20 protein-coding genes are annotated in these 22,542 nt (G+C 72.4%); 8 read left to right on the top strand and 12 right to left on the bottom strand.

The features are described 5' to 3' along the window. The first annotated feature begins 7 nt into the window (after positions 1 to 7). Entirely contained in the window at positions 8 to 1,120 is a 1,113-nt protein-coding gene (locus ABD785_RS20865; protein ID WP_344830837.1) for a GAF domain-containing sensor histidine kinase, read from the top strand. Between the two features lie 46 nt (positions 1,121 to 1,166). Here the strand turns inward: ABD785_RS20865 and ABD785_RS20870 are convergent, their stop codons facing one another. Continuing rightward, the gene (locus tag ABD785_RS20870; protein WP_344830839.1) at positions 1,167 to 2,021 is read right to left on the bottom strand and encodes a LysR family transcriptional regulator; all 855 of its coding nucleotides are present in this window, start codon (positions 2,019 to 2,021) and stop codon (positions 1,167 to 1,169) included. Positions 2,022 to 2,124: 103 nt separating this feature from the next. Between ABD785_RS20870 and ABD785_RS20875 the strand changes: the two genes are divergently transcribed. The 5 genes from ABD785_RS20875 (at position 2,125) to ABD785_RS20895 (ending at position 6,523) form a co-directional block, all read left to right on the top strand. After that, the gene (locus tag ABD785_RS20875) at positions 2,125 to 3,552 is read left to right on the top strand and encodes a form I ribulose bisphosphate carboxylase large subunit (protein WP_344830842.1); all 1,428 of its coding nucleotides are present in this window, start codon (positions 2,125 to 2,127) and stop codon (positions 3,550 to 3,552) included. Positions 3,553 to 3,560: 8 nt separating this feature from the next. Next, positions 3,561 to 3,947 carry a ribulose bisphosphate carboxylase small subunit gene (locus tag ABD785_RS20880; protein WP_344830843.1) on the top strand — a complete coding sequence of 129 codons (387 nt, stop codon included), beginning with the start codon at positions 3,561 to 3,563 and terminating at the stop codon, positions 3,945 to 3,947. A gap of 86 nt (positions 3,948 to 4,033) precedes the next feature. Then, positions 4,034 to 4,972, top strand: coding sequence for an AAA family ATPase (locus ABD785_RS20885; protein WP_344830846.1), 939 nt, complete (start codon positions 4,034 to 4,036; stop codon positions 4,970 to 4,972). 135 nt (positions 4,973 to 5,107) lie between these two features. Continuing rightward, positions 5,108 to 5,770 (top strand): HAD family acid phosphatase, encoded by a 663-nt coding sequence (locus tag ABD785_RS20890; protein WP_344830848.1) that lies wholly within the window; start codon positions 5,108 to 5,110, stop codon positions 5,768 to 5,770. A 123-nt stretch (positions 5,771 to 5,893) separates the two neighbouring features. Beyond that, positions 5,894 to 6,523 (top strand): Uma2 family endonuclease, encoded by a 630-nt coding sequence (locus tag ABD785_RS20895; RefSeq protein ID WP_344830850.1) that lies wholly within the window; start codon positions 5,894 to 5,896, stop codon positions 6,521 to 6,523. Positions 6,524 to 6,549: 26 nt separating this feature from the next. Here ABD785_RS20895 and ABD785_RS20900 read toward each other — a convergent pair whose 3' ends face one another. From ABD785_RS20900 to ABD785_RS20915, 4 genes are read right to left on the bottom strand one after another with little or no spacing between them, the layout of a single operon-like run. After that, positions 6,550 to 8,169: an allophanate hydrolase gene (locus ABD785_RS20900; protein WP_344830853.1), complete on the bottom strand. Its 1,620-nt coding sequence runs from the start codon at positions 8,167 to 8,169 to the stop codon at positions 6,550 to 6,552. Beyond that, positions 8,166 to 11,645, bottom strand: coding sequence for a 5-oxoprolinase/urea amidolyase family protein (locus ABD785_RS20905; protein WP_344830855.1), 3,480 nt, complete (start codon positions 11,643 to 11,645; stop codon positions 8,166 to 8,168). Before ABD785_RS20905 ends, ABD785_RS20900 begins: the two co-directional genes overlap by 4 nt. Continuing rightward, entirely contained in the window at positions 11,642 to 12,232 is a 591-nt protein-coding gene (locus tag ABD785_RS20910) for an urea amidolyase associated protein UAAP2 (RefSeq protein WP_344830857.1), read from the bottom strand. The genes ABD785_RS20905 and ABD785_RS20910 overlap by 4 nt, the downstream gene beginning before the upstream one ends. Next, positions 12,229 to 13,026 carry an urea amidolyase associated protein UAAP1 gene (locus ABD785_RS20915; RefSeq protein ID WP_344830858.1) on the bottom strand — a complete coding sequence of 266 codons (798 nt, stop codon included), beginning with the start codon at positions 13,024 to 13,026 and terminating at the stop codon, positions 12,229 to 12,231. The genes ABD785_RS20910 and ABD785_RS20915 overlap by 4 nt, the downstream gene beginning before the upstream one ends. 128 nt (positions 13,027 to 13,154) lie before the next feature. Between ABD785_RS20915 and ABD785_RS20920 the strand changes: the two genes are divergently transcribed. Continuing rightward, positions 13,155 to 13,820, top strand: coding sequence for a TetR/AcrR family transcriptional regulator (locus ABD785_RS20920; RefSeq protein ID WP_344830860.1), 666 nt, complete (start codon positions 13,155 to 13,157; stop codon positions 13,818 to 13,820). Here the strand turns inward: ABD785_RS20920 and ABD785_RS20925 are convergent. The 7 genes from ABD785_RS20925 to ABD785_RS20955 all read right to left on the bottom strand — a co-directional run bounded on the left by ABD785_RS20925 (position 13,743) and on the right by ABD785_RS20955 (position 21,354). Beyond that, the gene (locus tag ABD785_RS20925; protein WP_344830862.1) at positions 13,743 to 15,317 is read right to left on the bottom strand and encodes an APC family permease; all 1,575 of its coding nucleotides are present in this window, start codon (positions 15,315 to 15,317) and stop codon (positions 13,743 to 13,745) included. The two genes, ABD785_RS20920 and ABD785_RS20925, sit on opposite strands and share 78 nt — an antisense overlap. A 177-nt stretch (positions 15,318 to 15,494) precedes the next feature. Continuing rightward, a complete protein-coding gene (locus ABD785_RS20930; RefSeq protein WP_344830865.1) occupies positions 15,495 to 16,412 on the bottom strand; it encodes a D-alanyl-D-alanine carboxypeptidase family protein in 918 nt (305 codons plus the stop codon). A 126-nt stretch (positions 16,413 to 16,538) separates the two neighbouring features. Continuing rightward, a complete protein-coding gene (locus ABD785_RS20935; protein ID WP_344830868.1) occupies positions 16,539 to 17,804 on the bottom strand; it encodes a beta-ketoacyl-[acyl-carrier-protein] synthase family protein in 1,266 nt (421 codons plus the stop codon). 75 nt (positions 17,805 to 17,879) lie between these two features. Further along, positions 17,880 to 18,137 carry an acyl carrier protein gene (locus tag ABD785_RS20940; RefSeq protein WP_344830871.1) on the bottom strand — a complete coding sequence of 86 codons (258 nt, stop codon included), beginning with the start codon at positions 18,135 to 18,137 and terminating at the stop codon, positions 17,880 to 17,882. A gap of 50 nt (positions 18,138 to 18,187) precedes the next feature. Then, complete coding sequence (locus ABD785_RS20945) at positions 18,188 to 19,153, bottom strand: beta-ketoacyl-ACP synthase III (protein WP_344830874.1); 966 nt, start codon at positions 19,151 to 19,153, stop codon at positions 18,188 to 18,190. Further along, positions 19,150 to 20,055 (bottom strand): ACP S-malonyltransferase, encoded by a 906-nt coding sequence (locus tag ABD785_RS20950; RefSeq protein WP_344830877.1) that lies wholly within the window; start codon positions 20,053 to 20,055, stop codon positions 19,150 to 19,152. Before ABD785_RS20950 ends, ABD785_RS20945 begins: the two co-directional genes overlap by 4 nt. 111 nt (positions 20,056 to 20,166) lie before the next feature. After that, positions 20,167 to 21,354, bottom strand: a complete 1,188-nt coding sequence (locus ABD785_RS20955; protein WP_344830879.1) for a PucR family transcriptional regulator — start codon at positions 21,352 to 21,354, stop codon at positions 20,167 to 20,169. 139 nt (positions 21,355 to 21,493) lie between these two features. On the opposite strand from ABD785_RS20955, the gene ABD785_RS20960 reads away from it, so the two are divergent. Next, entirely contained in the window at positions 21,494 to 22,489 is a 996-nt protein-coding gene (locus ABD785_RS20960; protein ID WP_344830881.1) for a sulfotransferase family protein, read from the top strand. Positions 22,490 to 22,542 lie beyond the last annotated feature (53 nt).

The raw sequence follows: 22,542 nt of genomic DNA on the forward strand, positions 1-22,542 counted from the left end.
GCGGCCGGTGAAGGCCAGGGCCCTGGCGCTGCTGGCCCGGCGGGAGGGCGAGCTGCTGACCCGGGTGGCAGGGGCCGCGTGCTCCGACCGGGAGCTGCCCGAGCTCGCCGCCGACATCGCCGTGCTGGTGCGGGCGGGCACCCGGTTCGCCTCCTGCGAGGTCTACGTCCTCGACGAGGACGGCCGGACGCTGGAGTGGACCGGCGGCGACCCGCGCGACGGCGAGCCGCCCGACCCCGTGCCGTTCGGCGAGGGGGTGATCGGCTGGTGCGCCGGGCACTCGACGCCGCGCGCCCACGGGCACGGGATGTGCTTCCCCGTCGCCACCGGCTCGGGGACCATCGCCGTCATCGACGTGCGGACCCGCGGCAAGGAGGTCTGCCGCGACGAGGACCTGGAGCTGATCCGCGCCATCACCACGCTTTTCGCACCGGTGCTCTGCTCGGCGCGGCGGCTGCGCTCGGCGCGCGAACGCGAGCACTCGGCGGAGGAGTTCGCCGAACGGGCCGTCGAGGCGCAGGAGGCCGAGCGCGGACGGCTGGCCAGGGAGATCCACGACGGGATCGCCCAGCGGCTGGCCAGCCTCGGCTTCCATCTGTCGGCGGCACTGCGGGCGCTGCCGGAGGGCGAGGCGTTCCGGCAGATCACGGTGGCGAGGGAGCTGTGCGAGCTGGCCTCGGCCGAGACCAGGGCCGCGATCGGGGGGCTGCGGCCGCCCGTCCTGGACGATCTCGGCCTGTCGGCGGCTCTGGCGGGCCTGGCCAGGGAGGCCGGATCCCGGCAGCCGTCGCTGGACGTCACGGTGACGGTCTCCGGCGAGCTCGACGCCCCGCTGCCCGACCATCTCCAGACCGCGCTGTACCGGATCGCCCAGGAGGCCGTCGGGAACGTGCTGCGGCACGCCGGGGCCGCCATGGTCGACCTGCTGCTGGAGTACGGGCCCGACCGGGTGTCGCTGGCCGTCGAGGACGACGGGCGCGGCTTCCTGCCCCACCTGCCCAGGCCCGGCTCCTACGGGCTGCGCGGCATGGCCGAGCGGGCCGAGCTGCTCGGCGGCAGGGTCGTGCTCCACTCCGAGCCGGGCGAGGGCACCTCGGTGCGGGCGGTCCTGCCCATCTGACCCGCCGTCCCACTCGCTCATCTCACTCGCCCGTCTCCATCGCGGCTCAGCCCAGGGACCAGCCGTGCGCGGCGAGCTCGGCGCCGAACAGGCGGGTCGTGGCGGTCGGGGCCGCGCCGGTGACGGCGTGCCAGGGCCGGGGCATCGGCGTGCCGGGAGCGGGGACCTCGCGCAGCCGCCCCGCGGCCAGGTCGCCCCGGACGGCGTCGCGCGAGACGAGGGCGGCGGCGAGCCCGGCCGCGGCACCGGCCACGACCGCGCCGTTGGAGCCGAGGACGAGCTCCGGCGGGGCGGCGGCGTGCTCGGCGAGGTAGGCGGCGGTGAGCACACGGGTGCCGGAGCCGGGTTCGCGCAGTACCCACGGCGTGGTGCGCAGGTCGAAGTCCAGATGCGGGGCGAGCACGACGATCAGCTCGTTGGGCCGCCGGGCCAGGACCGTCGCGCCCGGGTCGGGGGGCCGTCCGCCGAGGACCAGATCGGCCTCGTGGTCGGCCAGCCGCGCCCACAGCCTGCTGCTGGGCCCGACCTCCAGGGTCAGCTCGACCTCCGGCCAGTGGCCGCGGAAGGCGGCCAGCACCTCGGGCAGGACCTGCTCGGCGGCGGTCGTCACGGCGGCGATCCGCAGCCGGCCCCGGCCCGGGTCGTGCTCGCCGCGGGCCGCCGCCCGCGCCTCGCCGTGCAGCCCCAGGATCCTGCGGGCGTAGCCGGAGTAGACCTGGCCCGCGGGGGTCAGGATGATCCCCCTCCCCCGCCGCCGGACCAGCGGGACGCCCAGCTCGGCGGCCAGCGCGGTCATCGCGGCCGACACCGCCGACTCCGTGACGTACAGCCGTTCCGCCGCCGCCCGGACCGAACCGGTGTCCGCGAGCGCCACCAGCGTGCGGAGCCTGGATTCAGTCATCGCTTCAGATTCACCCCGAAACACTTGATGGACGGCACAAGTGTCGGGGCCACATGCTTGCGGCGTCAACGAAGGTCGAAGGAAAAGAGAGGAGCGTCCCGAGATGGGTCGATGGTCCGCAGGTGTCATCCCGTACGCGGAAATGGGCTACTGGCGCCCCGACTACGTGCCGAAGGACAGCGACATCCTCGCCGCGTTCCGCATCACGCCCCAGCAGGGCGTGCCCCCCGAGGAGGCGGGCGCGGCGGTGGCGGGCGAGTCCTCGACGGCCACCTGGACCGTCGTGTGGACCGACCGGCTCACGTCGTACGAGAACTACCAGGCCAAGTGCTACAAGGTGGAGCCGGTCCCGGGAGCCGAGGACCAGTTCATCGCCTACATCGCCTACGACCTGGACCTGTTCGAGGAGGGGTCGATCGCCAACCTGACCTCCTCGATCATCGGCAACGTCTTCGGGTTCAAGGCGCTCAAGGCCCTCCGGCTGGAGGACATGCGCATCCCGACCCACTACGTGAAGACCTTCCAGGGTCCCGCGCACGGCATCGTCATGGAGCGGGAGTACCTCGGCAAGCACGGGCGCCCGCTGCTCGGTGCGACCGTCAAGCCGAAGCTCGGGCTGAGCGCCAAGAACTACGGCCGGGTCGTCTACGAGGCCCTGCGCGGCGGCCTCGACTTCACCAAGGACGACGAGAACATCAACTCCCAGCCGTTCATGCGCTGGCGGGACCGCTTCCTCCACTCGATGGAGGGCGTGATGAAGGCCCAGGCCGAGACCGGCGAGGTCAAGGGCCACTACCTGAACGTCACCGCCGGCGACATGGAGCTCATGTACGAGCGCGCGGAGTTCGCCAAGGAGCTCGGCAGCGTCATCGTCATGATCGACCTGACGATCGGCTACACCGCGATCCAGTCGATGGCCAAGTGGGCCCGCGCCAACGGCCTCATCCTGCACCTGCACCGGGCGGGCCACTCGACCTACACGCGGCAGAAGAACCACGGCGTCAGCTTCCGGGTGATCTCCAAGTGGATGCGGCTGGCCGGGGTCGACCACATCCACGCCGGGACGGTCGTCGGCAAGCTCGAGGGCGACCCGAACACCGTCGCGGGCTTCTACGACACCCTCCGCAAGGACAAGATCCAGGCCGACCCGGTCAAGGGGCTGTACTTCGACCAGGACTGGGCGTCGATGCCGGGCGTCATGCCGGTGGCGTCCGGCGGGATCCACGCCGGCCAGATGCACCAGCTCCTGCACTACCTCGACGAGGACGTCGTCCTCCAGTTCGGCGGCGGCACCATCGGCCACCCGATGGGCATCGCGGCGGGCGCGGCCGCCAACCGCGTCGCCCTCGAGGCGATGGTCAAGGCCCGCAACGAGGGCCGCGACTTCTTCAAGGAGGGCCCGGACATCCTCCGCGCCGCCGCGAAGCACAACAAGGAGCTCGACGTCGCCCTGACCCTGTGGGGCGACATCTCCTTCGACTACGAGTCGACCGACACCCCCGACGTCCTCAACGAAGTCCTGAGCAGCTAGGAGCACCGATGCGCGTCACCCAGGGCAGCTTCAGCTTCCTGCCCGACCTCACCGACGAGGAGATCTCCCTCCAGATCGCCTACGCCCTCGACCGGGGCTGGCCCTGCTCGGTCGAGTACACCGACGACCCGCACCCGCGCAACTTCCTGTGGGACATGTGGGGCCTGCCGATGTTCGACCTGAAGGACCCGGCGGGCGTCCTGCTCGAGATCAACGAGTGCCGCCGCGCCCACCCGGACTCCTACGTCCGGCTGAACGCCTACGACGCCTCCTACGGCCGCCAGACCACCGCGATGCAGTTCATCGTGCAGCGTCCCGCCGAGGAACGGTCGTTCCGCCTGGTCCGCCAGGAGGCCGCCGACCGCCGCATCAGCTACACCCTCGAACAGCGCTGACCCGCAGACCGTGACGGGCGGCCACGCCGTCCCTTCCGCCCTTAGCGGGCGGCGGGCCGCCCGTCACCCCTTCCGAAGGAGCCCGCATGGAGTTCGGCACGCCGAAGGCCGTGGAGGATCTTCCTCCCCTCACGCCCGACGCCGTGGTGGACCTGTCGCAGGAGCGCAAGGACGCCCGGACCGACGAGATCCTCAACGCCCTCGACGACGACCTGATCGGGCTCGTCCCGGTGAAGACCCGCATCCGGGAGATCGCGTCCCTGCTGCTGGTCGACCGGCTCCGCGCGCGCTTCGGCCTGACCTCGGCGCCGCCGAACCTGCACATGTGCTTCACCGGCAGCCCCGGCACCGGCAAGACGACGGTGGCCGTCCGGATGGCGGAGCTGCTGCACGGGCTCGGCCACATCCGCAAGAACCACCTCGTGACGGCCTCCCGCGACGACCTGGTCGGCCAGCACGTCGGCCACACCGCGCCCAAGACGCGCGACGTCCTCAGGCGGGCGATGGGCGGCGTCCTGTTCATCGACGAGGCCTACGCCCTGCACCGCGACAGCGACCGCGACTACGGCCAGGAGGCCATCGAGATCCTGCTGCAGTTCATGGAGAACCACCGCGAGGACCTGGTGGTCATCCTGGCGGGCTACCGCGACCGCATGGACGAGTTCTTCGCCGTCAACCCCGGGATGAGCTCCCGCGTCGCCCACCACATCGACTTCCCCGACTTCGACCTCGCGGAGCTGGAGTCCATCGGCCGTCTCATGCTCGCCGAGAACGGCTACGCGCTCGCGACCGACGCCGAGCCGGTCTTCCGCGACTACCTGGCGCTGCGCAGCACCCAGCCGCGCTTCGCCAACGCCCGGTCGGTCCGCAACGCCATCGAGCGCGCCCGCCTGCGCCACGCCAACCGGCTGACCGCCACGACCGACCGGGTCGGCCGCGCCGACCTGATGACCCTGCGGCCCGAGGACTTCCTCGCCTCCCGCGTCTTCGCCACGGAACGGCCGGAGCCCGGCACGCCTACGTGATCTTGGTTCGGGCCGCGCGTACGGTGCCCCGGTGACGACACCACGCACCCTGCCGCGCGGCGCGGCCCCGATCACCACCGCAACCCCCGCCGTGCCCGCCCACGCCGTGCCCGGGCCCGGCGCCCACGCCGACGCGTGCGAGCCGCCCAACCTCACCGGCGTCCAGAACGCGATCAAGACTACCGGACGTCCGGGCGGTGGGCCGCGGCGATCGCGCTGGCCGTGGCCGGGGCGCGCGCCCGGCTCGGCGAGGCCCTGGACGCCGGTGCCGTCTCCCCCGCGATCGTGCTCGACATCGACGACACCTGCCTGTCGACCTACGACCAGGAGACCGGGACGTCGGCGATCCCCGGCGCGGGCTTCGGCTACTTCTCCCCGCTGTGGAACCACTGGGCCTACACGATCAAGCAGTTCCCTGCGATCGCCCCGGCCCTGGCCCTGGCCACCGAGGCCGCGGCGCGCGGCGTCGCGGTCTTCTACGTCACCGGCCGCCGCGACGCCGCCACGACGGCCGTCGACCCCGTCACCTTCGCGACGACCGTCCACGACGTCCGCGCCGAGACCCTCGCCGACCTGAGGGCCAAGGGCTTCCCCGCCGCCGACCCGGCCCGCCTGCATCTGCGCCCGCCGGCCGACCACGCCCCGAGCGTGGTCCCCTACAAGGCGGGAACCCGGGCGGCGATCGAGGCCCTCGGCCACACCATCGTCACCAACCTCGGCGACCAGCACTCCGACCTGGAGGGCGGCCACGCCCGCCATCCCTTCAAGCTCCCCAACCCGATGTACGCCATCCCCTAGAACACCAGCTCAGCCCCCAAGTCGCCGCTTTCGGCGTACCCTTGGGGGCACGTTTCCCTACGATGACCGGAGCTGATCGTGAGCGAAAGGTCGCATGACGTGGTCGTCACTTCCGTAACGCAGATGGGCGTCGAGATCCCTGACACCCCGTACGCCCTGTTCGTAAGGGGCGGCCTGGACGATGCCCTCCATCGCCCGGACGACGGCTCCCGTGTCGAGGTCATCGGAGGAGAAGTCATAGTGTCCCCGGCTCCGAAGAACAGCCATCGGTGGATCGTCCAGCAGATCTCCAATCTGTTCGCCCAGGCCCAGGTCCTGAAGCCCGGTTTCATCTGGGGCGTCGACCAGGGTCCCAATCTGGACCTCGTGGGCATCGAGGAGGGGTACATCCCCGACTTGATCGTTGCGGAGCAGGAGCTGCTCGACGGCGAAGGGCAGACGGGCAACCTGTGCCTGGTCACCGACCAGGTCGAGATGGCCGTCGAAGTCACCTCTCGTTCCACCGGAGGCAACGACCGTCCGCCCAGTGACGGCCGCGCCACCAAGTGGACGGGCTTCGCCCGCACGGAGATCCCCTACTACCTGCTGGTCGACTGCGACCCGAAGGTGGCGAAGGTGTTCCTCTACTCGATTCCCGACGGCAAGGCGGGGGTCTACCTCGACAAGCAGGAATGGAAGTTCGGAGAGGACGTCGTGCTCCCCGAGCCGTTCGACCTGGTGCTGTCCACCGAGCGCTGGACCACCTGGGGCTGAACGGCCCGGAGACGCGAACGGGCGGTTCAGGACCTGGTGGCCAGGTAGGCGCGCCAGCCGCCGTGAGAGGTGATCTCGGTGGCCTCGGTGAGGCCCTCGGGCGCGCAGACGAAGCCGGTGACGGCGCTGCCGTCGGCGAGCTCGATCCGGCCCAGGCCCAGGGGGCGGGGGATGCCGGTCAGGAAGGTGCCGAGGCCCTCGGCCGAGAGTTCCCAGACCTCCACCTGGACGGCGGTTCCGCCCTCCGCGGCGCGGACGAGGCCCGGTTTGGGCGGGAGCGTCGGCAGGGCGTAGAGCCGGTAGGACGGGGCCGTGGTGGTGGTCGTCACGAGGCGGGCGCCCCGGGAGGTCAGCTCGTGGTTGAGGGGCTGGCCGGTCAGATGGGCGCCCACGACCGCGACCCGGACGGCCGGGGTCAGCATGGACGCCACGGCCGCCAGCCGGTCGTCGGAGCGGCCGGGGCCGATCAGCATGACGCCGAACGGGCGGTCCGCCACGGTGCCCGCGGGGACGGCCAGCGCCGCCATCCCGAACAGGTTCGTCGAGTTGGTGAAACGGCCGAGCCTGGCGTTGGCGGCCAGCGGCTCGGCGGCGACCTCCGCCAGGGTCGGATGGCCCGGGGCGGTGGGCAGCAGGAGGACGTCGGCGTCGCCGAGCGCCTCCATCGCCCGTCCGCGGAGCGCCTCGAGGGTCTCGCGGTCGGCGAACAGCCGGTGGGCCGGGATGTCCGCGGCGGCGTTGATGATCCCGGCGACCGTCGGGTCGAGGTCGGGGGCGTCCTTGGCGACGAACTCCCCGACGGCCGTGTACCGCTCGGCGACGAACGCGCCCTGGTAGAGCAGCTCGGCCGCCTCGAGGAAGGGCGCCGGATCGACCGGCAGGAGTACCGCGCCCGCCCGTTCCAGCCCGCGCGCCGCCCCCTCGAACGCCTCCGCCCAGCCGGGATCGAGCTCGCCGAGGGACTCGGCGGACGGCACGGCGACCCGCCACGGCCCCGGACGGCGGGCCGGGGCCGCCAGCGCGTCCGGCGCCATGACCGCGAACGCGCGCCGCGCCTCGGGCAGGGTGCGGGCGAAGACGGTCACGCAGTCGATGCTGCGGCACGCTGGGACGACGCCCTCCGTAGGCACCAGCCCGTAGGTGGGCTTCAGCCCGACGATCCCGTTGAACGCCGCCGGGACCCGCCCCGACCCGGCCGTGTCGGTGCCGAGCGCGAAGTCGGCGATGCCGAGGGCCACCGCGACCGCCGACCCCGAACTGGAACCGCCCGAGACGTAGGCGGGATCGATCGCGTTGCGGACCGCGCCGTAGGGGCTGCGCGTCCCGACGAGCCCGGTCGCGAACTGGTCGAGGTTGGTGGTGCCGAGCACGATCGAGCCCGCCGCGCGCAGCCGGGCGACGACCTCGGCGTCCCGGCCCGGCTCGTAGGCGTAGGACGGGCATCCGGCCGTCGTCGGCAGCCCCGCCACGTCGATGTTGCCCTTGACCGCGAAGACCGTCCCGTACAGCGGGAGGCCGGGATCGAGGGCCGCGGCCTCCGCCTCCGCCTCCCCCTGCGGACGCAGGCCGATCCAGAGTTCGGGCCGGTCCGCCTCCGCGATCCGCGCGTAGGCGCTCCGCACCCGTTCCACCGCTGTGCCGCTCACGTGTCTTCTCCCTTCAGCACGACGAGTGCCGTGCCCGCCTCGACCTGGTCTCCCGGCTTCACCAGCACCCGCTCCACCACTCCGGCCGCAGGTGACGGCACGGCCGACTCCATCTTCATCGCCTCCAGGACGACGAGCTGCTGTCCCGCCTCGACCCGGTCCCCCGGCTCGACGCCCACCTGCCAGACGCTCGCACCGAACTCCGCCTCGACGAGCGTCCCGCCGGGGCCGGCCTCGATCCCGGCGGCGACGGCCGTCTCCGGCACGGCGGCACGGGCGAACTCTCCCGCGGCCTCCCAGGCGTCGCGCTCGGCCGCGAAGGCGATCCCCTGACGCTCGCGGAACGCCTCGATCGAGGACGCCTCCGCCGCCAGGAACCGCCGGTGCTCCGCGAGGGAGAACTCCCCCTCCTCGATCTTGAGGTCCAGCCGTCCCGCGGCCATGTCGGCGCGCAGCTCCAGCAGTTCCTCCGCGCCGACGGGGTACCAGCGGATCCGGTCGAAGAACCGCAGCAGCCAGGGCTTGCCCTCACCGAAGGGCCCGCGCTGCTGCCAGCCCGACCAGACCTGGGTGGTGCGGCCGACGAACTGGTAGCCGCCGGGCCCCTCCATCCCGTAGACGCACAGGTAGGCGCCGCCGATGCCGACGGAGTTCTCGGCCGTCCAGGTGCGCGCCGGGTTGTACTTGGTGGTGACGAGCCGGTGCCGGGGGTCGAGGGGCGTCGCGACGGGCGCGCCCAGGTAGACGTCGCCGAGGCCGAGGACCAGGTACTCGGCGTCGAACACGGTCCGGTAGACGTCCTCGACGGAGTCCAGGCCGTTGATCCGGCGGATGAACTCGATGTTCCACGGGCACCAGGGGGCGTCGTCGCGCACCCCGGCCATGTACCGCTCGATCGCCTCCCGGGTCGCGGGGTCGTCCCAGGACAGCGGCAGGTGGACGGTGCGGCTCGGCACCACCAGCTCCTCGGTGGGCGGGAGCGTCTCCTCGATCTCCAGCAGGGCGTCCAGGAGGGCGGCCTGGGACAGCGCCGCGGGGTCGATGTGCACCTGGAGGGAGCGGATGCCGGGCGTCACGTCGACGATCCCGGGCAGCCCGGCGGCGGTCAGGGCCTCGCCGAGGGCGTGGACGCGCATCCGCAGGCCCAGGTCGAGTTCCATCGCGCCGTACTCGACCAGCAGGTTGTCGTCGCCGCTGCGCCGGATCGTGACGTCGCCGCGCCGCACCAGCACTCCCCCGTCGCCGGGCGTCCCCACGGGTGAGGGCGCGGGCACGAACCGGACGGTGTCGCCCGGCCGGAGCTGCCCGAGCTTCCACCGCTCGGAGGTGACCACGGTCGCCGGGCAGACGAACCCGCCGAGCGAGGGGCCGTCCGGGCCGAGGACGACGGGCATGTCGCCGGTGAAGTCGACCGCGCCGACCGAGTAGGGCGTGTCGTGGATGTTGGACGGGTGCAGCCCCGCCTCGCCGCCGTCGGGCCGCGCCCACCGGGGCTTGGGCCCGACCAGCCGCACCCCGGTCCGCGCCGAGTTGTGGTGGACCTTCCAGGAGGCGCCGTAGAAGTCGACGATATCCTGCTCGGTGAAGAACTCGGGCGCCGCGTGCGGCCCCTCCACCACGCCGATCTCCCAGTCGCCGAGCGCCGGGCGGCCGGTGACGGGGCGTCCCTCCCGGACGGTCCCGCCACGCAGGACGTCACCGGCGCGCAGCGCCCGCCCGCCGTGCCCGCCGAACCCGCCGAGGGTGAAGGTGGAGGCGCTGCCGAGGAAGGACGGCACGTCGAGCCCGCCCGCGACGAGCAGATAGGTGCGCAGCCCCGTGGCGGGGGCGCCGAGGTCGAGGACGCCCCCGGCCGGGACGGTCACCGGCTCCCACAGCGGCACCGCCGCGCCGTCGAGGGTCACCGGCGCCGGCGCCCCGGTGACGCAGACGGTCGTGGCGTGGGTGAACCTCAGCTCGGGCCCCTGGAGGGTGCACTCCAGCCCGGCCGCTCCGGGATCGTTGCCGAGGGCCTCGTTGCCGAGCCGGAACGACCGGTCGTCCATCGGGCCCGAGGGCGGCACGCCGATCTGCCAGTAGCCGGTCCTGCCGGGCCAGTCCTGGACGGTCGTCATCACCCCCGGTCGCAGGACCTCGATCCGGCGGGAGCCGTCGCCGATCCCGGCGAGCGTCGCGGTGCTGTGTTCGGCGGCGGCGACGGCGGGGTCGGCGGCGATCGCCCGCAGCAGCCCGAGGTTGGTCTCGATGCCGTCCACGCGGCTGCCCGCCAGCGCCTCGCCGAGCGCCGCGAGCGCGGCCGCCCGGTCGGGGCCGTGCACGATGACCTTGGCCAGCATCGGGTCGTAGGAGGTGGTGACGACGGTGCCGGTCTCGACCCAGCCGTCGACGCGGATCCCGGCGGGGAAGACGACGTTGGTGAGCAGGCCCGCGCTCGGCCGGTGGTCCCGGCTCGGATTCTCGGCGTAGACGCGGGCCTCGAAGGCGTGGCCGCTCCGCTCCGGCACCTCCAGCGGCGGCAGGTCGTCCTGGGCGAGGCGGAGCATCCACTCGACGAGGTCGACGCCGTAGATCGCCTCGGTGACGGGGTGCTCGACCTGGAGGCGGGTGTTGACCTCGAGGAAGTACGGTTCGCGGCGGACCGGGTCGTAGATGAACTCGACCGTCCCGGCCGACCGGTAGCGCACCGACGCGCACAGCGAGACCGCGCTGTCGGCCAGCAGCCGCCTGACGTCGCCGGGGAGGCCGGGGGCGGGAGCCTCCTCGACCACCTTCTGGTTGCGGCGCTGGAGCGAGCAGTCGCGGTCACCGAGGGCCACGACCTCACCGCGGCCGTCGCCGAACACCTGGACCTCGACATGGCGGGCGCCCTCGACCAGGCGTTCCAGGAAGACCCCCGCGCTGGTGAAGCTCGCGGCCGCGGTCCTGCGGACGGACTCCCACGCCTCGGCCAGCTCGGCGTCGTCGCGGCAGGCGCGCATCCCGATGCCGCCGCCTCCGCCGGTCGCCTTGAGCATGACCGGGTAGCCGATCCCGGCGGCGGCGGTGCGGGCGGCGCCGAGATCGTCCAGGAGGCCGGTGCCGGGCAGCAGCGGGACCCCGGCGGCCTCGGCGGCGGCACGGGCGGTGTGCTTGGCGCCGAACAGGTCGAGCTGGGCGGGGGACGGCCCGACGAAGGCGATCCCGGCGGCCTCGACGGCGCGGGCGAACGCGGCGTCCTCGGACAGGAAACCGTAGCCGGGGTGGATGGCGTCCGCGCCGCTCTCGCGGGCCGCGGCGAGGACCTTGGCGGCATCGAGGTAGCTGTCCTTGGCGGGCGCGGGGCCGAGCCGGACGGCGTGGTCGGCGAGCCGGACGTGCGGAGCGCCGCGGTCGGGGTCGGAGTAGACGGCGACCGTCCGCATGCCCAGGGAGCGGGCCGTGCGGATGATCCGGGCGGCGATCTCGCCGCGGTTGGCGACCAGCAGAGTCGTGATCACTGGACGGTCATCCGGACGGGCGTCGGGTCGAAGCCGTTGCAGGGATTGTTGATCTGCGGGCAGTTCGAGACGAGCACGAGCACGTCGGTCTCGGCGCGCAGGGACAGGGTCAGTCCCGGAGCGGAGATCCCGTCGACGATGCCGAGGGTCCCGTCGGCCTCGACCGGCACGTTCATGAACCAGTTGATGTTGCTGACCAGGTCCCGCTTGCCGAGCCCGTGCCGGGCGCCCTCGGCGAGGAAGTTCTCGACGCAGGCGTGCTGCGACCAGGTGTGGTGGCCGTACCGCAGCGTGTTGGACTCCTTCGAGCAGGCCCCGCCGACGGTGTCGTGCCGCCCGCAGGTGTCCTCCGTGACGGTCATCAGCGGCGTGTGCTCGTTGGACAGCAGGACGCTGCCGGTCGTGAGGAAGATCCCGCCCTGGCCGTGGATCGTGTCCTGGGCGCTGTAGCGGACCGCGGTGTCGTGGGCGTCGTAGACCAGGCAGTCGACGGCCTGGTTGCCGCCGAGATCGGTGATCGTCAGGGTCCGCCCGGCCGGGATCACGGCGGACCAGGGGGCGCGGGCGGGAACGGTCTGGTCGATCACTGGATCCCCCTGGCGGCGAGGTCGTCGGCGGTGTTGAGGAAGGCGCGCTCGCCTTCGGGAGTGGCGGTCCACAGCGGGTCGCCGGGCGCGGTCGGGGCGCCGGGAGCGGCCTCGACCTCGAGCGCGGTGCACACGTAGTCCTCGCGCGGGTCGATCGGGTGGGCGGTGTTGGCGACCAGGACGGTCAGCGGCATCTCGGCGCGGAGCGTGACGCTCGCCCCGGGCCCCGCCGAGCCGGTGAACTCCAGCCGCCCGGTCCCGGGATCGACCCTGACCCCCTGGAAGAAGGAGATCGACGGTCCCAGGTCGCGGGGTTCGAGGCCGTGCTTGGCGGCGGCGAGCTTGAACAGCTCCCGTCCGGCCGGGGCGTGGCCCTGCGGGGAGCCGTCGCCGTAGCGGGCGGTGTTGCGCAGGAGGGTGGAGGTCCCGCACATGGTGTCGGCCGGTGCCGCCGAGGCGGTGATCGAGGCCAGCACCCGGCCCTGGTCGGACAGGAGCAGATGGCCGGTGCCGGGGTAGGCGTTCCAGAGGACCTTGACGGTGTCGGCGACGTTGAGCCGCTCCCACGGCCGGCCCGTCGCGAACAGGAGCAGGTGCGCGCAGGCGTCGCCGGCCGGATCGGTGAGGGTGAGCCCGGTGCCGCGGGCCAGGGCCCGGTGCGTGTAGTTCCCGCCCGCGACGGTCTCCGACCAGGTCAGCCCGGCGGGGGCCGGGACGCGGGGCATGGTCTCGACGGTCGTTCCCGCCTGGGCGCGCGCGTGGTCGCGCGCGCCGTGGGTCGTCGCTGTCGCCATGGTCTCTCCAGGGATCGATTTCTATCGCTCGACAGAAATTATGGGACAGATATTTCGGGCAGACCACCCCCGAGTTTCGCGCCTGTTACCGGACCGGCACGCGGGGTGGGCTGTGCGAGGATTTCCGGGTGAGCGACACGAGGAGAGGGGTGGGCAGGCCGCGCGCCGTCGCCCGTCCCGCGAGCGGGCTTTCCCCCCGCGAGGAGGTGCTCGCGGCCGCCGCCGAGCTGTTCACCGCCCAGGGCTACTCCGCCACCTCGACCCGCGAGATCGCGGAGCGCGCGGGGATCCGGCAGGCCTCGATCTACCACTACTTCAAGGGCAAGGAGGACATCCTCGCCGAGCTTCTGGAGAGCACCGTCCGGCCGTCGCTGGAGGCCGCGCGGGCGCTGCTGGGCTCCCCCGCCCCCGCGGCGTCCCGGCTGTGGGCGCTGTGCCACCGCGACGCCCGGCTGCTCTGCTCGGGCCCGCACAACCTCGGCGCCCTCTACCTGCTGCCCGAGGCCGACCGCTTCGGCGTCTTCCAGGAGCTGCGCTCGGCCCTCAGGGACTGCTACGCCGACCTGCTGACGGCCGTCGCACCCGGGCTTCCGCAGGCCGAGCGCGCCGTCCGCGCCCAGCTCGTGTTCTCGGTCGTCGAGAGCGTCATCCTCATCCGCAGGGACGCCTCCGCGCCCGTGCCGGGCACGCTGGCGGAGGCGACCGCGGACGCCGCGCTACGGGTGGGCGGCGTCGCCGACGGGGAGCTGCCCGCGGTCCGCGACCTCGGCCGCACGCTGGCGGCGGACGGCTGACCACCGGTACAGCGCGCCCGCCCCGGCCGCCGCCGCCAGGAACAGCACGGTGAACCACTGGAAGTACCACTGGCCGCTGACCGGCGCGTAGACCTCGGCGCGCGGCCAGGCCAGGTTGACGGCCATCGTCAGCCCGTAGGCCAGCGCCAGCGCGTTCACCGGCAGGCCCCACCGGCCGAGGGAGAACAGCGGCCGGCCGTGCTCGTCGGTCCCGGCGGGCGCCCCTCCCCGCCACGACCCGCGCAGCCGCTGGTACAGCAGCGGTCCCGTCACCATCGCGTAGGCGAGGTAGAGGAACACGATGCAGGTCGTCCCGATCGCCAGGAAGGCGTCGGGCGAGAGAAAGCCGATGGCCACGATGAGCGCGGCGAGCACCCCGGTGACCAAAGCGGGCCCGGTGGGCATCCCGGTCCGTGGCGAGATGCGGGCCAGCGCGGCGGAACGGGGCAGCACCCCGTCGCGCGCCATCGAGAACACCATCCGGGTCGCGGCCGTCTGGATCGCGAGGGTCGCCACGCAGATCGCCACGACCACGTCGGCGAGCAGCAGCCTGCCCACGCCGTCGCCGAGGGTGCTGGTCAGCACGTACGACAGGCCCTCGGCGGCGAGCCGGCCGTCGGTCAGGCTCGGCGCGGCGAGCAGCCCCGCCAGGATGATGAGCCCGCCCAGCACGCCCGCCGCGCCGAGCGCGGTGAGGATCGTGCGGGGGGCGACCGCGCGGGGGCTGCGCGTCTCCTCGCTCAGCTCCCCCGCGCTGTCGAACCCGATCAGCACGTAGGCGGCGGCGAAGGCCGCCACCAGCAGCGCGCCGAACGCCCCGCCGCCCGTACCGGCGTGCAGCGTGACGCCCGGAGCCCGGTCGGAGTGGGTGAGCAGCAGCACCACGATCAGGACCGCGCCGATGATCTCGGCGGTCACCCCGATCACGTTGATCCGCGCCATCACCCGGTTGTCGAGCAGGTTGACGGCCGTGGTCGCGGTCAGCAGCACGACCGCCAGCACGGCGGCGTTGGCCGCCCCCGTCGCCGAGGTGGGCGCGGGGTCGCCGCCGACGATCTGGAAGCCGGTCCAGATGGCGGGCAGGACGACCTGGAGCGCCATCGCCGCCGCGGCGATCACCACGATCTGGCCCAGCACCATGATCCAGCCCGCGAACCAGCCGAACGCGGCCGTGCTCATGCGGGTCGACCACTGGAAGATCGCGCCCGAGATCGGGTACCGCGCCGCGAGCTCGGCGAAGCAGAGCGCCACCAGCGCCTGGCCGCCGAGCACCACCGGCCACGTCCAGAAGAACGCGGGCCCGCCGAAGGCGAAGCCCATCCCGAAGAACTGGAACACGGTCGTCAGCACCGAGATGAAGGAGAAGCCGGCCGCGAACGAGGCGTACCGGCCCATGCTGCGGTGCAGCTCCTGCCGGTAGCCGAACCCGCGCAGCGTCCCCTCGTCGCCGGTGTCCGGCGGCGGGGCGGAACCGGACGGTGCGACGGTCGTGGTCATCTGCGTCTCCCGGGGTGCGGAATTCCTGTCGGTCGACAGATAGATATGAGTCGCAGGTTTCCGCCGCGTGACGCACCCGTTCCCCGCCCGTAAAGAGAACCTCACCCCGCCGAAACGGAGACGGGCGGACGCCACGGGGGCGTCCGCCCGTCTCCGGGGCGCTGTCGTGCGGGAGGGTCAGCCGTTGGCCTCGCGGGGCGGGGGCGGGGTGAGGGTCACCGCGTTCCGGGTGCCGTAGGCCCAGTTGAGCATCTTCGCGGCGTCCTGGAAGCGGGTGATGGTGCTGCTGCTCCTGAGGACGACGCCGTAGACGGTGTGCTTCTTGCGGCGGGCGACGAACATGAAGCAGCCGCCGGCGTTGCCGGTGGAACCGGTCTTGATGCCGTAGACGCCGGGGTAGCCGGAGTTGTCCTCGGTGGAGCCGCTGTTCTTCAGCAGGAGGTTGCTGGTGCGCAGCTTGTAGACGCGGCCGTTCAGGGAGCGGAAGTCCTTCTTCACGATCTTGACGATCGACCGGAAGGTGGCGGACTTCATCGCGTAGCGGGCCAGCTTGAGCTGGTCGGCGGCCGTCGTGTAGTCGTTCTTGGCCGGGGTGCCGTCGAAGGAGGCGTAGTGGGTGTTCCTCATGCCGAGCTTCCTGGCCAGGGCGTTCATCTTGGCCAGCGACCCGAGGTAGCCGGCGCTGCCGCCGTAGGCGTCGGCCAGGGCGTAGGCGGCGTCGCAGCCCGACTCGACGAGCGTCGCCTGGAGCAGCTGGTAGGCGCTGAGCCGGTCGCCGGGGACCAGGTGGCTCTGGCTGGCGCCCCAGCCGTCCACCCAGTCCTTGTACTTCTGGCGGATCGTGATCGGCGTCTTCAGGTGGCCCGCCTTGATCACGACCAGGGCCAGGGCGACCTTGTTCATGCTTCCGACCGGCATGCGCTTGTTGACGTTCCGCTTCCACAGGGTCTTCTTCGCCGTGGAGTCGTAGAGGATCGCGGAGGTCGCCGAGACGCCCGCCGGGGCCTTGGGCCTGGCCTTCGCCTCCGCGGCCGCCGGTGCCCCCGTGGCGAGGAGGGCCGCTGCCAGGACGGACGCGGTGAGCTTTCTCAGCACAGAAATTCCCCTTAAGTCCCGTTTGCCGAACCCCAGGACCCTACCGCGATCATGGTCGCGCCGGGGCGTGCCCCCCATGACGAAGGGACGGCCCCGGGGCCGTCCCTCGTCCGCCGGCTACCGCCCTTACAGGGCGCGCTCGAAGGCGACCGTCACGTTGTGGCCGCCGAAACCGAAGGAGTTGTTGAGGGCCGCGGCCGGTCCGTCGGGGAGCTTGCGGGGCTCGCCGTGGACGATGTCGAGGTCGACGGCGTCGTCGAGGTTCTCGAGGTTCACCACGGCGGGCACGAGGCCCTCGCGCAGCGACAGGATCGTGATCAGCGACTCGAGGGCGCCCGCGCCGCCGAGCAGGTGGCCGGTCATCGACTTGGTCGCGGTGATGCTGACCTTGTGGGCCTGCTCGCCGAGCGCCAGCTTGATGCCGTTGAGCTCGGCGACGTCGCCCGCCGGGGTCGACGTGCCGTGCGCGTTGACGTGCACGATCTGCGACGGCTCCAGGCCCGCGTCCTTGAGGCAGCGCTGCATGGCCTTGGCCTGGCCGGAGCCGTCCTCGGGCGGCTGGACCATGTCGTAGCCGTCGGCGGAGTAGCCCACGCCGGAGGCGATCGCGTTGATCTTCGCTCCGCGGGCCCGGGCGAACTCCTCGGACTCCAGGATCAGGATGGCCGAGCCCTCGCCGAGCACGAAGCCGTCCCGCGCCTTGTCGTAGGGGCGGGAGGCCAGCTCGGGGGCGTCGTTGCGGGTCGACATGGCGCGCATCGCGCCGAAGGAGGCCATCTGGAGCGGGTGGATGCACGCCTCGGTGCCGCCCGCGATGACCACGTCGGCGCGGCCGCTGCGGATCATGTCGATGCCGTAGCCGATGGCCTCCGCGCTGGACGCGCACGCGGACACGAGCGCGTGGATCCCGGCGGTGGCGTTGAACTCGAGGCCGACGTGCGCGGCCGAGCCGTTGGGCATCAGCATCGGGACGGTGAACGGGGAGACCCGCCGCCAGCCCTTCTCGCGGTACACGTCGTAGTTGTCGAGGGCGCTGTGCAGGCCGCCGATGCCGGAGGACACGACCACGCCCAGCCGGTCGGGGTCGACCGTCAGGCCGCCCTCCTCGCCGTAGCCGTAGCCGGCGTCCTTCATGGCCTCGATCGCGGCGATCAGCGCGAACTGCTGGCTGCGGTCCATCCGGCGCAGCCGGGGCTTGGCGAGCACGCCGGAGTCGGCGGGCTCGACGGCCGCCTGGGCGGCGAACTTCACCGGCAGGGTGTCGAGGTTGTCCCAGGGAAGAGTCGACACACCGGATTCACCGGCGAGTAGCGCGGACCATGTGGAAGCCACGTCTCCCCCCAGAGGGGTGGACGCTCCCAAACCCGTGACGACAACCTTGGTCCTGCTCATGGACGAACTCCTCTTACCTGGGGGGTTTTAACGGTGTGCGGGCCTCTGCAGTGGCCCGCACACCGAGGTACTGCCTTAGGCCTTGGCGGCCAGGCCCTGGACGTAGTCGATGACGTCCTGGACGGTGCGCAGGTTCTTCAGCTCGTCGTCCGGGATCTCGACCTCGAACTTGTCCTGAGCGGCGACGGCGATCTCGACCATCGACAGCGAGTCGATGTCCAGGTCGTCGATGAAGTTCTTCTCCGGGGTGACGTCCGCCGCCGGAACACCGACGATCTCTTCGACGATCTCGCCCAGACCGGCCAGGATGGTCTGCTCGCTGACTTCAGCCATGCTCGTACTGCTCCTTTGTAGAAAGATCCCCGATCCCCGGGGACGGGTCCCTAGGGGATCTGGATGACTTGGGCGGCGTAGGTCAGGCCCGCGCCGAACCCGATGATGAGGGCCATTCCGCCCGACGGCACGTCGCCGCGCTCGATCATGCGCGACAGTGCCAACGGGATGCTAGCGGCCGAGGTGTTGCCCGCGTTGACGATGTCCTCCGCGATCACCGCGTTCGGCGCGTTGAGCTTCTTCGCGATCCCGCGGATGATCCTGAGGTTCGCCTGGTGCGGCACGAACGCCGCGAGTTCCGACGGGTCGATGCCCGCGCGGCGGCAGGCCTCCAGCGCCACGGGATGCAGCGCGGTGGTGGCCCACCGGAAGACGGCCTGGCCGTCCTGGTGCAGGAACGAGTTGCGGTCCTGCACCATGATCTTGTCGGCGTTCTCGCCGTCGCTCCCCCACACGACCGGGCCGATGGCCGGGACGTCGGAGCCGGTCACGACCGCGGCGCCGGCACCATCGGCGAAGATGATGCAGGTCGTGCGGTCGGTCCAGTCGATCCAGGGGGAGAACTTCTCACTGCCGATGACCAGGACGTTCTTGGCGGAACCCGCCCTGATCGCGTCCGAGGCGGCCGACAGCGCGTAGGCGAACCCGGCGCACGCCGCGTTCACGTCATAGGCGCCCGGGGCCTTGATCCCGAGCCGGAAGGCGACGGTGGCGGAGGCGTTCGGGACCTGGGACTCGGCCGTGCAGGTCGCGACGATCACCAGGTCGATGTCGCCGGCGGTCAGGCCCGAGGCGGCGAGCGCCTTGTCCCCCGCGCTGACGGCCAGGTCGACCATCGACTCGTTGTCCAGCGCGATCCGCCGCTCGGCGATCCCCACCCGGGAGCGGATCCACTCGTCGTTGGTGTCGACCCCGCGCGCGGCGAGGTCGTCGTTGGTGACAATGTTCTCCGGCTGGTAGTGGCCGAAAGCCAGGATCCGGGCGCCGGGGGCGCCCTGTGCCAGCTGGATGTTCATGAAAGTCCCTCGATCAGCTTCCGGGCGGCGTCGAGCTCGTCCGGGGTCTTCAGGCCGAGCAGCTGCACGCCCTTCAGATCACGGCGGGCGAGCCCGACCAGCGTGCCGGAAGGCGGAAGTTCGATGATCGCGGTGACTCCGAGATCGGCGAAGGTGGCCGTGCAGGAGTCCCAGCGCACCGGCGCGCTCACCTGTCCAACAAGCCGGGACAGGAACTCTGTTCCTGAGGTGACGACGGCGCCGTCCCGGTTGGAGACGAGCTTGACCTGCGGGTCCTTCGGAGTGATCCCGGCGGCGGCCTCCTCCAGCGCGGCCACGGCGGGGGCCATGTGCTCGGTGTGGAAGGCACCGGCGACGGCGAGAGGGCGCAGGCGGGCCTTGGCGGGCGGCTCCTCGGCGAAGGCCGCGAGCTGCTCCAGGGTGCCCGCCGCGACGATCTGGCCGTTGCCGTTGATGTTCGCGGGGGTGAGCCCGTGCTTCCCGATCGAGGCGAGGACCTCCTCGCGGTCGCCGCCCAGGACGGCGGTCATGCCCGTCCGGGTGATCGCCGCGGCGCTCGCCATGCCCCGGCCGCGCACGGCGACGAGGGCGAGGGCCTCCTCTGCGGACAGGACCCCGGCCATGACCGCGGCACCCAGCTCGCCGACGCTGTGCCCCGCGACGACGTCCGGGGTGACCCCGAGGACCTCGAAGGCGGCGATCGCGGCGGCCACCAGCAGCGGCTGCGCGACGGCGGTGTCCTTGATCTCGTCCGCGTCGGCGGTCGTGCCGTAGCGGACGAGGTCGAGGCCCACGACGTCCGACCAACCGGCGATGCGGTCGGCCACGCCGGGCACCTCGAGCCACGGGCTCAGGAATCCGGGGGTCTGCGCACCCTGGCCGGGCGCTGTGATGAGAAGCACGGACCCCACCTTGCCGTGTGGGGGCATGCGGGGGCATGTCGAGGAGGACGAAGTTTGATCGTGCAGCTTTGTAGGAGTCGAACAACAGTGACGCGCGTCACGTCCTCGACTTCACACTCCGTGCGGACGATCTGTGAACCTTCCCAGTACCAGAGCGATCCGCAGCGTGAAGGCGCCCCGGCCGTCGGTGGGGACCAGCCCGGTGAGCTCCGCGACCCGCCGGAGCCGGTAGCGGACGGTGTTGGGGTGGACGTACAGCAGCCGGGCCGTGGCCTCCAGCGAGGAGCCCTGCTCCAGATAGGTCGTCAGGGTGTCCAGCAGGGGCGCCCCCGCCGCCCTGATCGGCGTGTAGACGCTCTCCACCAGGTAGTGGCGGGCCACGTCGTCACCGTCGAGGGCGCGCTCGGGGAGCAGTTCGGCCGCCAGGACGGGCCGCGGGGCGTCCGGCCAGCCGACCGCCGACCTGAGCCCGGCCAGGGCCGCCCGGGCCGAGGCGGTCGCGCCGTAGAGGTCGGGCGCCTCGGGCCCGACGACGACCGGGCCCGAACCGAACTTGCCCGCCAGGAGCTGGGAGGCCGCCAGCGGGTCCTCCGCCCCGCCGACGATCACGATCAGCCGGTGCCCCTGGACCCCGCTGAGCACGTCGACCCGCAGCCGCCGGGCGGACAGGCGGATCTGGTCGGCGATCGACTCGGGATCCTCCTCCGGCGCCTGGCCGGCGAGGACGAACACGGGCTTGGTGGTCCAGCCGAGCGCCGCGGCCCAGGAGTGCAGGCCGTCGTCGCCGTCGCCGCGCAGGAGGGAGTCGACGACCAGGGCCTCGAGCCGGGCGTCCCAGGCTCCGCGCGTCTCGGCGGCGCGGGCGTAGACCTGGGCCGCACTGAAGGCGACCTCCCTGGTGTAGCGCAGGATCGCCTCGCGGAGCTGGGTCTCGCCCCCGGGGGCGGCCAGGTCGTGCAGGCGGGTCTCGACGACCTCGCTGATCACCCGGACCATGTCGACGGTGTGCTGGAGCCTGATCGTCCGCATCATCTCGCGGGGGGCGGTCGCGAAGACCTCGCCGCCGAGCGCCACCCGGGACTTCTCACCGTTGCGGAACCACTCGACGAACGCGGCGATGGAGGTCTGCGCCACCAGGCCGATCCAGGAACGCTGCTCGGCCGGCATCCGCCGGAACCAGGGCAGCCGCTCCTCCATGCGGGCGAGCGCGGCGTTGCCGAACGTGCTCAGCGCCGTCTCGAGACGGCGCGTGGTCTGTTCGCGCAGATCTTTCGCTGAGGCACTCGCGTCCTTGGTCACGGTGCAAGCGTAGGCGGTCCGCCAGGTCAACCGATGGTCAAGGCCTCACCTCCGCCGACTACTCAACGTGCATTGATGCTCGACTTTCCGTAATCTCTCGGGTGCGCCGAGGCGCTCGATCAGAGAACGGAAGACGCACATGGAACGGCCGATCTTCATCGTCGGGTGCCCCCGGTCGGGCACCACGCTCCTGCAGCTCATGCTGCACGCCCATCCCCGCATCGCCATCCCGCCCGAGACCCGGTTCCTGCTGCCGGCCTACTACCGGCGGGCGGAGTGGGGCGACCTCGACGAACCGGCCCACCGGCAGCGCCTGGCCGAGTGGATCGTGACCACGCGCGGCCACAAGTTCGACGATCTGGGTCTCGATCCCGCGGCGACGATCGCCGAGATGGCCGCGGCCCCGCCGACTCTCGGCTCGATGCTCGGGACCGTCCTGCGCGCCTACGCGGCGTCCCACGGCAAGCCGCGCTGGGGCGACAAGCGGCCCACCTACATCCGCTACCTGCCGGACCTGATCAGGATGTTCCCCGACGCCCAGTTCGTCCACCTCATCAGGGACGGCCGGGACTGCGTGGGCTCGCTCAAGCAGATGAGCTGGTGGAAGTACGACACCGCCTACGCGATCAACACCTGGGCCCGCGCGATCGACAACGGGCACGAGGCCGGCCGCAGGATGCCGCCCGGCTCCTACTACGAGCTCCAGTACGAGCACCTGGTCGCCGACCCCGCGGCCGAGCTCCAGGCCCTGTGCGCCTTCCTGGACGAGGCCTACGACCCCTCGATGCTCCGCCCGCACGAGCTCGCCTCGGTCACCCCCCGCCGCAAGACCCATCACGCCCGCACCCAGGGCGAGATCGACGCCGCCGCCGTCCGGTCCTGGGAGTCGCGGCTCACCGGCGCGGAGATCCGGCTGGCCGAGCACGTGCTGGGCGACCGGCTGGAGACCTACGGCTACGACCTGACCGGCCCGGGCCGTCCCCCGGCCAAGGACCTCGCGCACTACTACCGCACCGCCGCCGAGGCCAAGCAGGACGACTTCCGCCGCAGGGCCCGCGACGGCTGGCGGCGCATCGTCACCGAGGAGGACGTGGCCTGCCGCCTGTCCACCGACCCGACCCTCATGCCGAGCTGAGAGAGCGCCGCAGGGGGCGGCCGTGGCCGCCCCCCTGCGCTGTTCTGCTCCGT

This window comes from Actinocorallia longicatena (assembly GCF_039534125.1).
Taxonomy (GTDB): Bacteria; Actinomycetota; Actinomycetes; order Streptosporangiales; family Streptosporangiaceae; genus Actinocorallia; species Actinocorallia longicatena.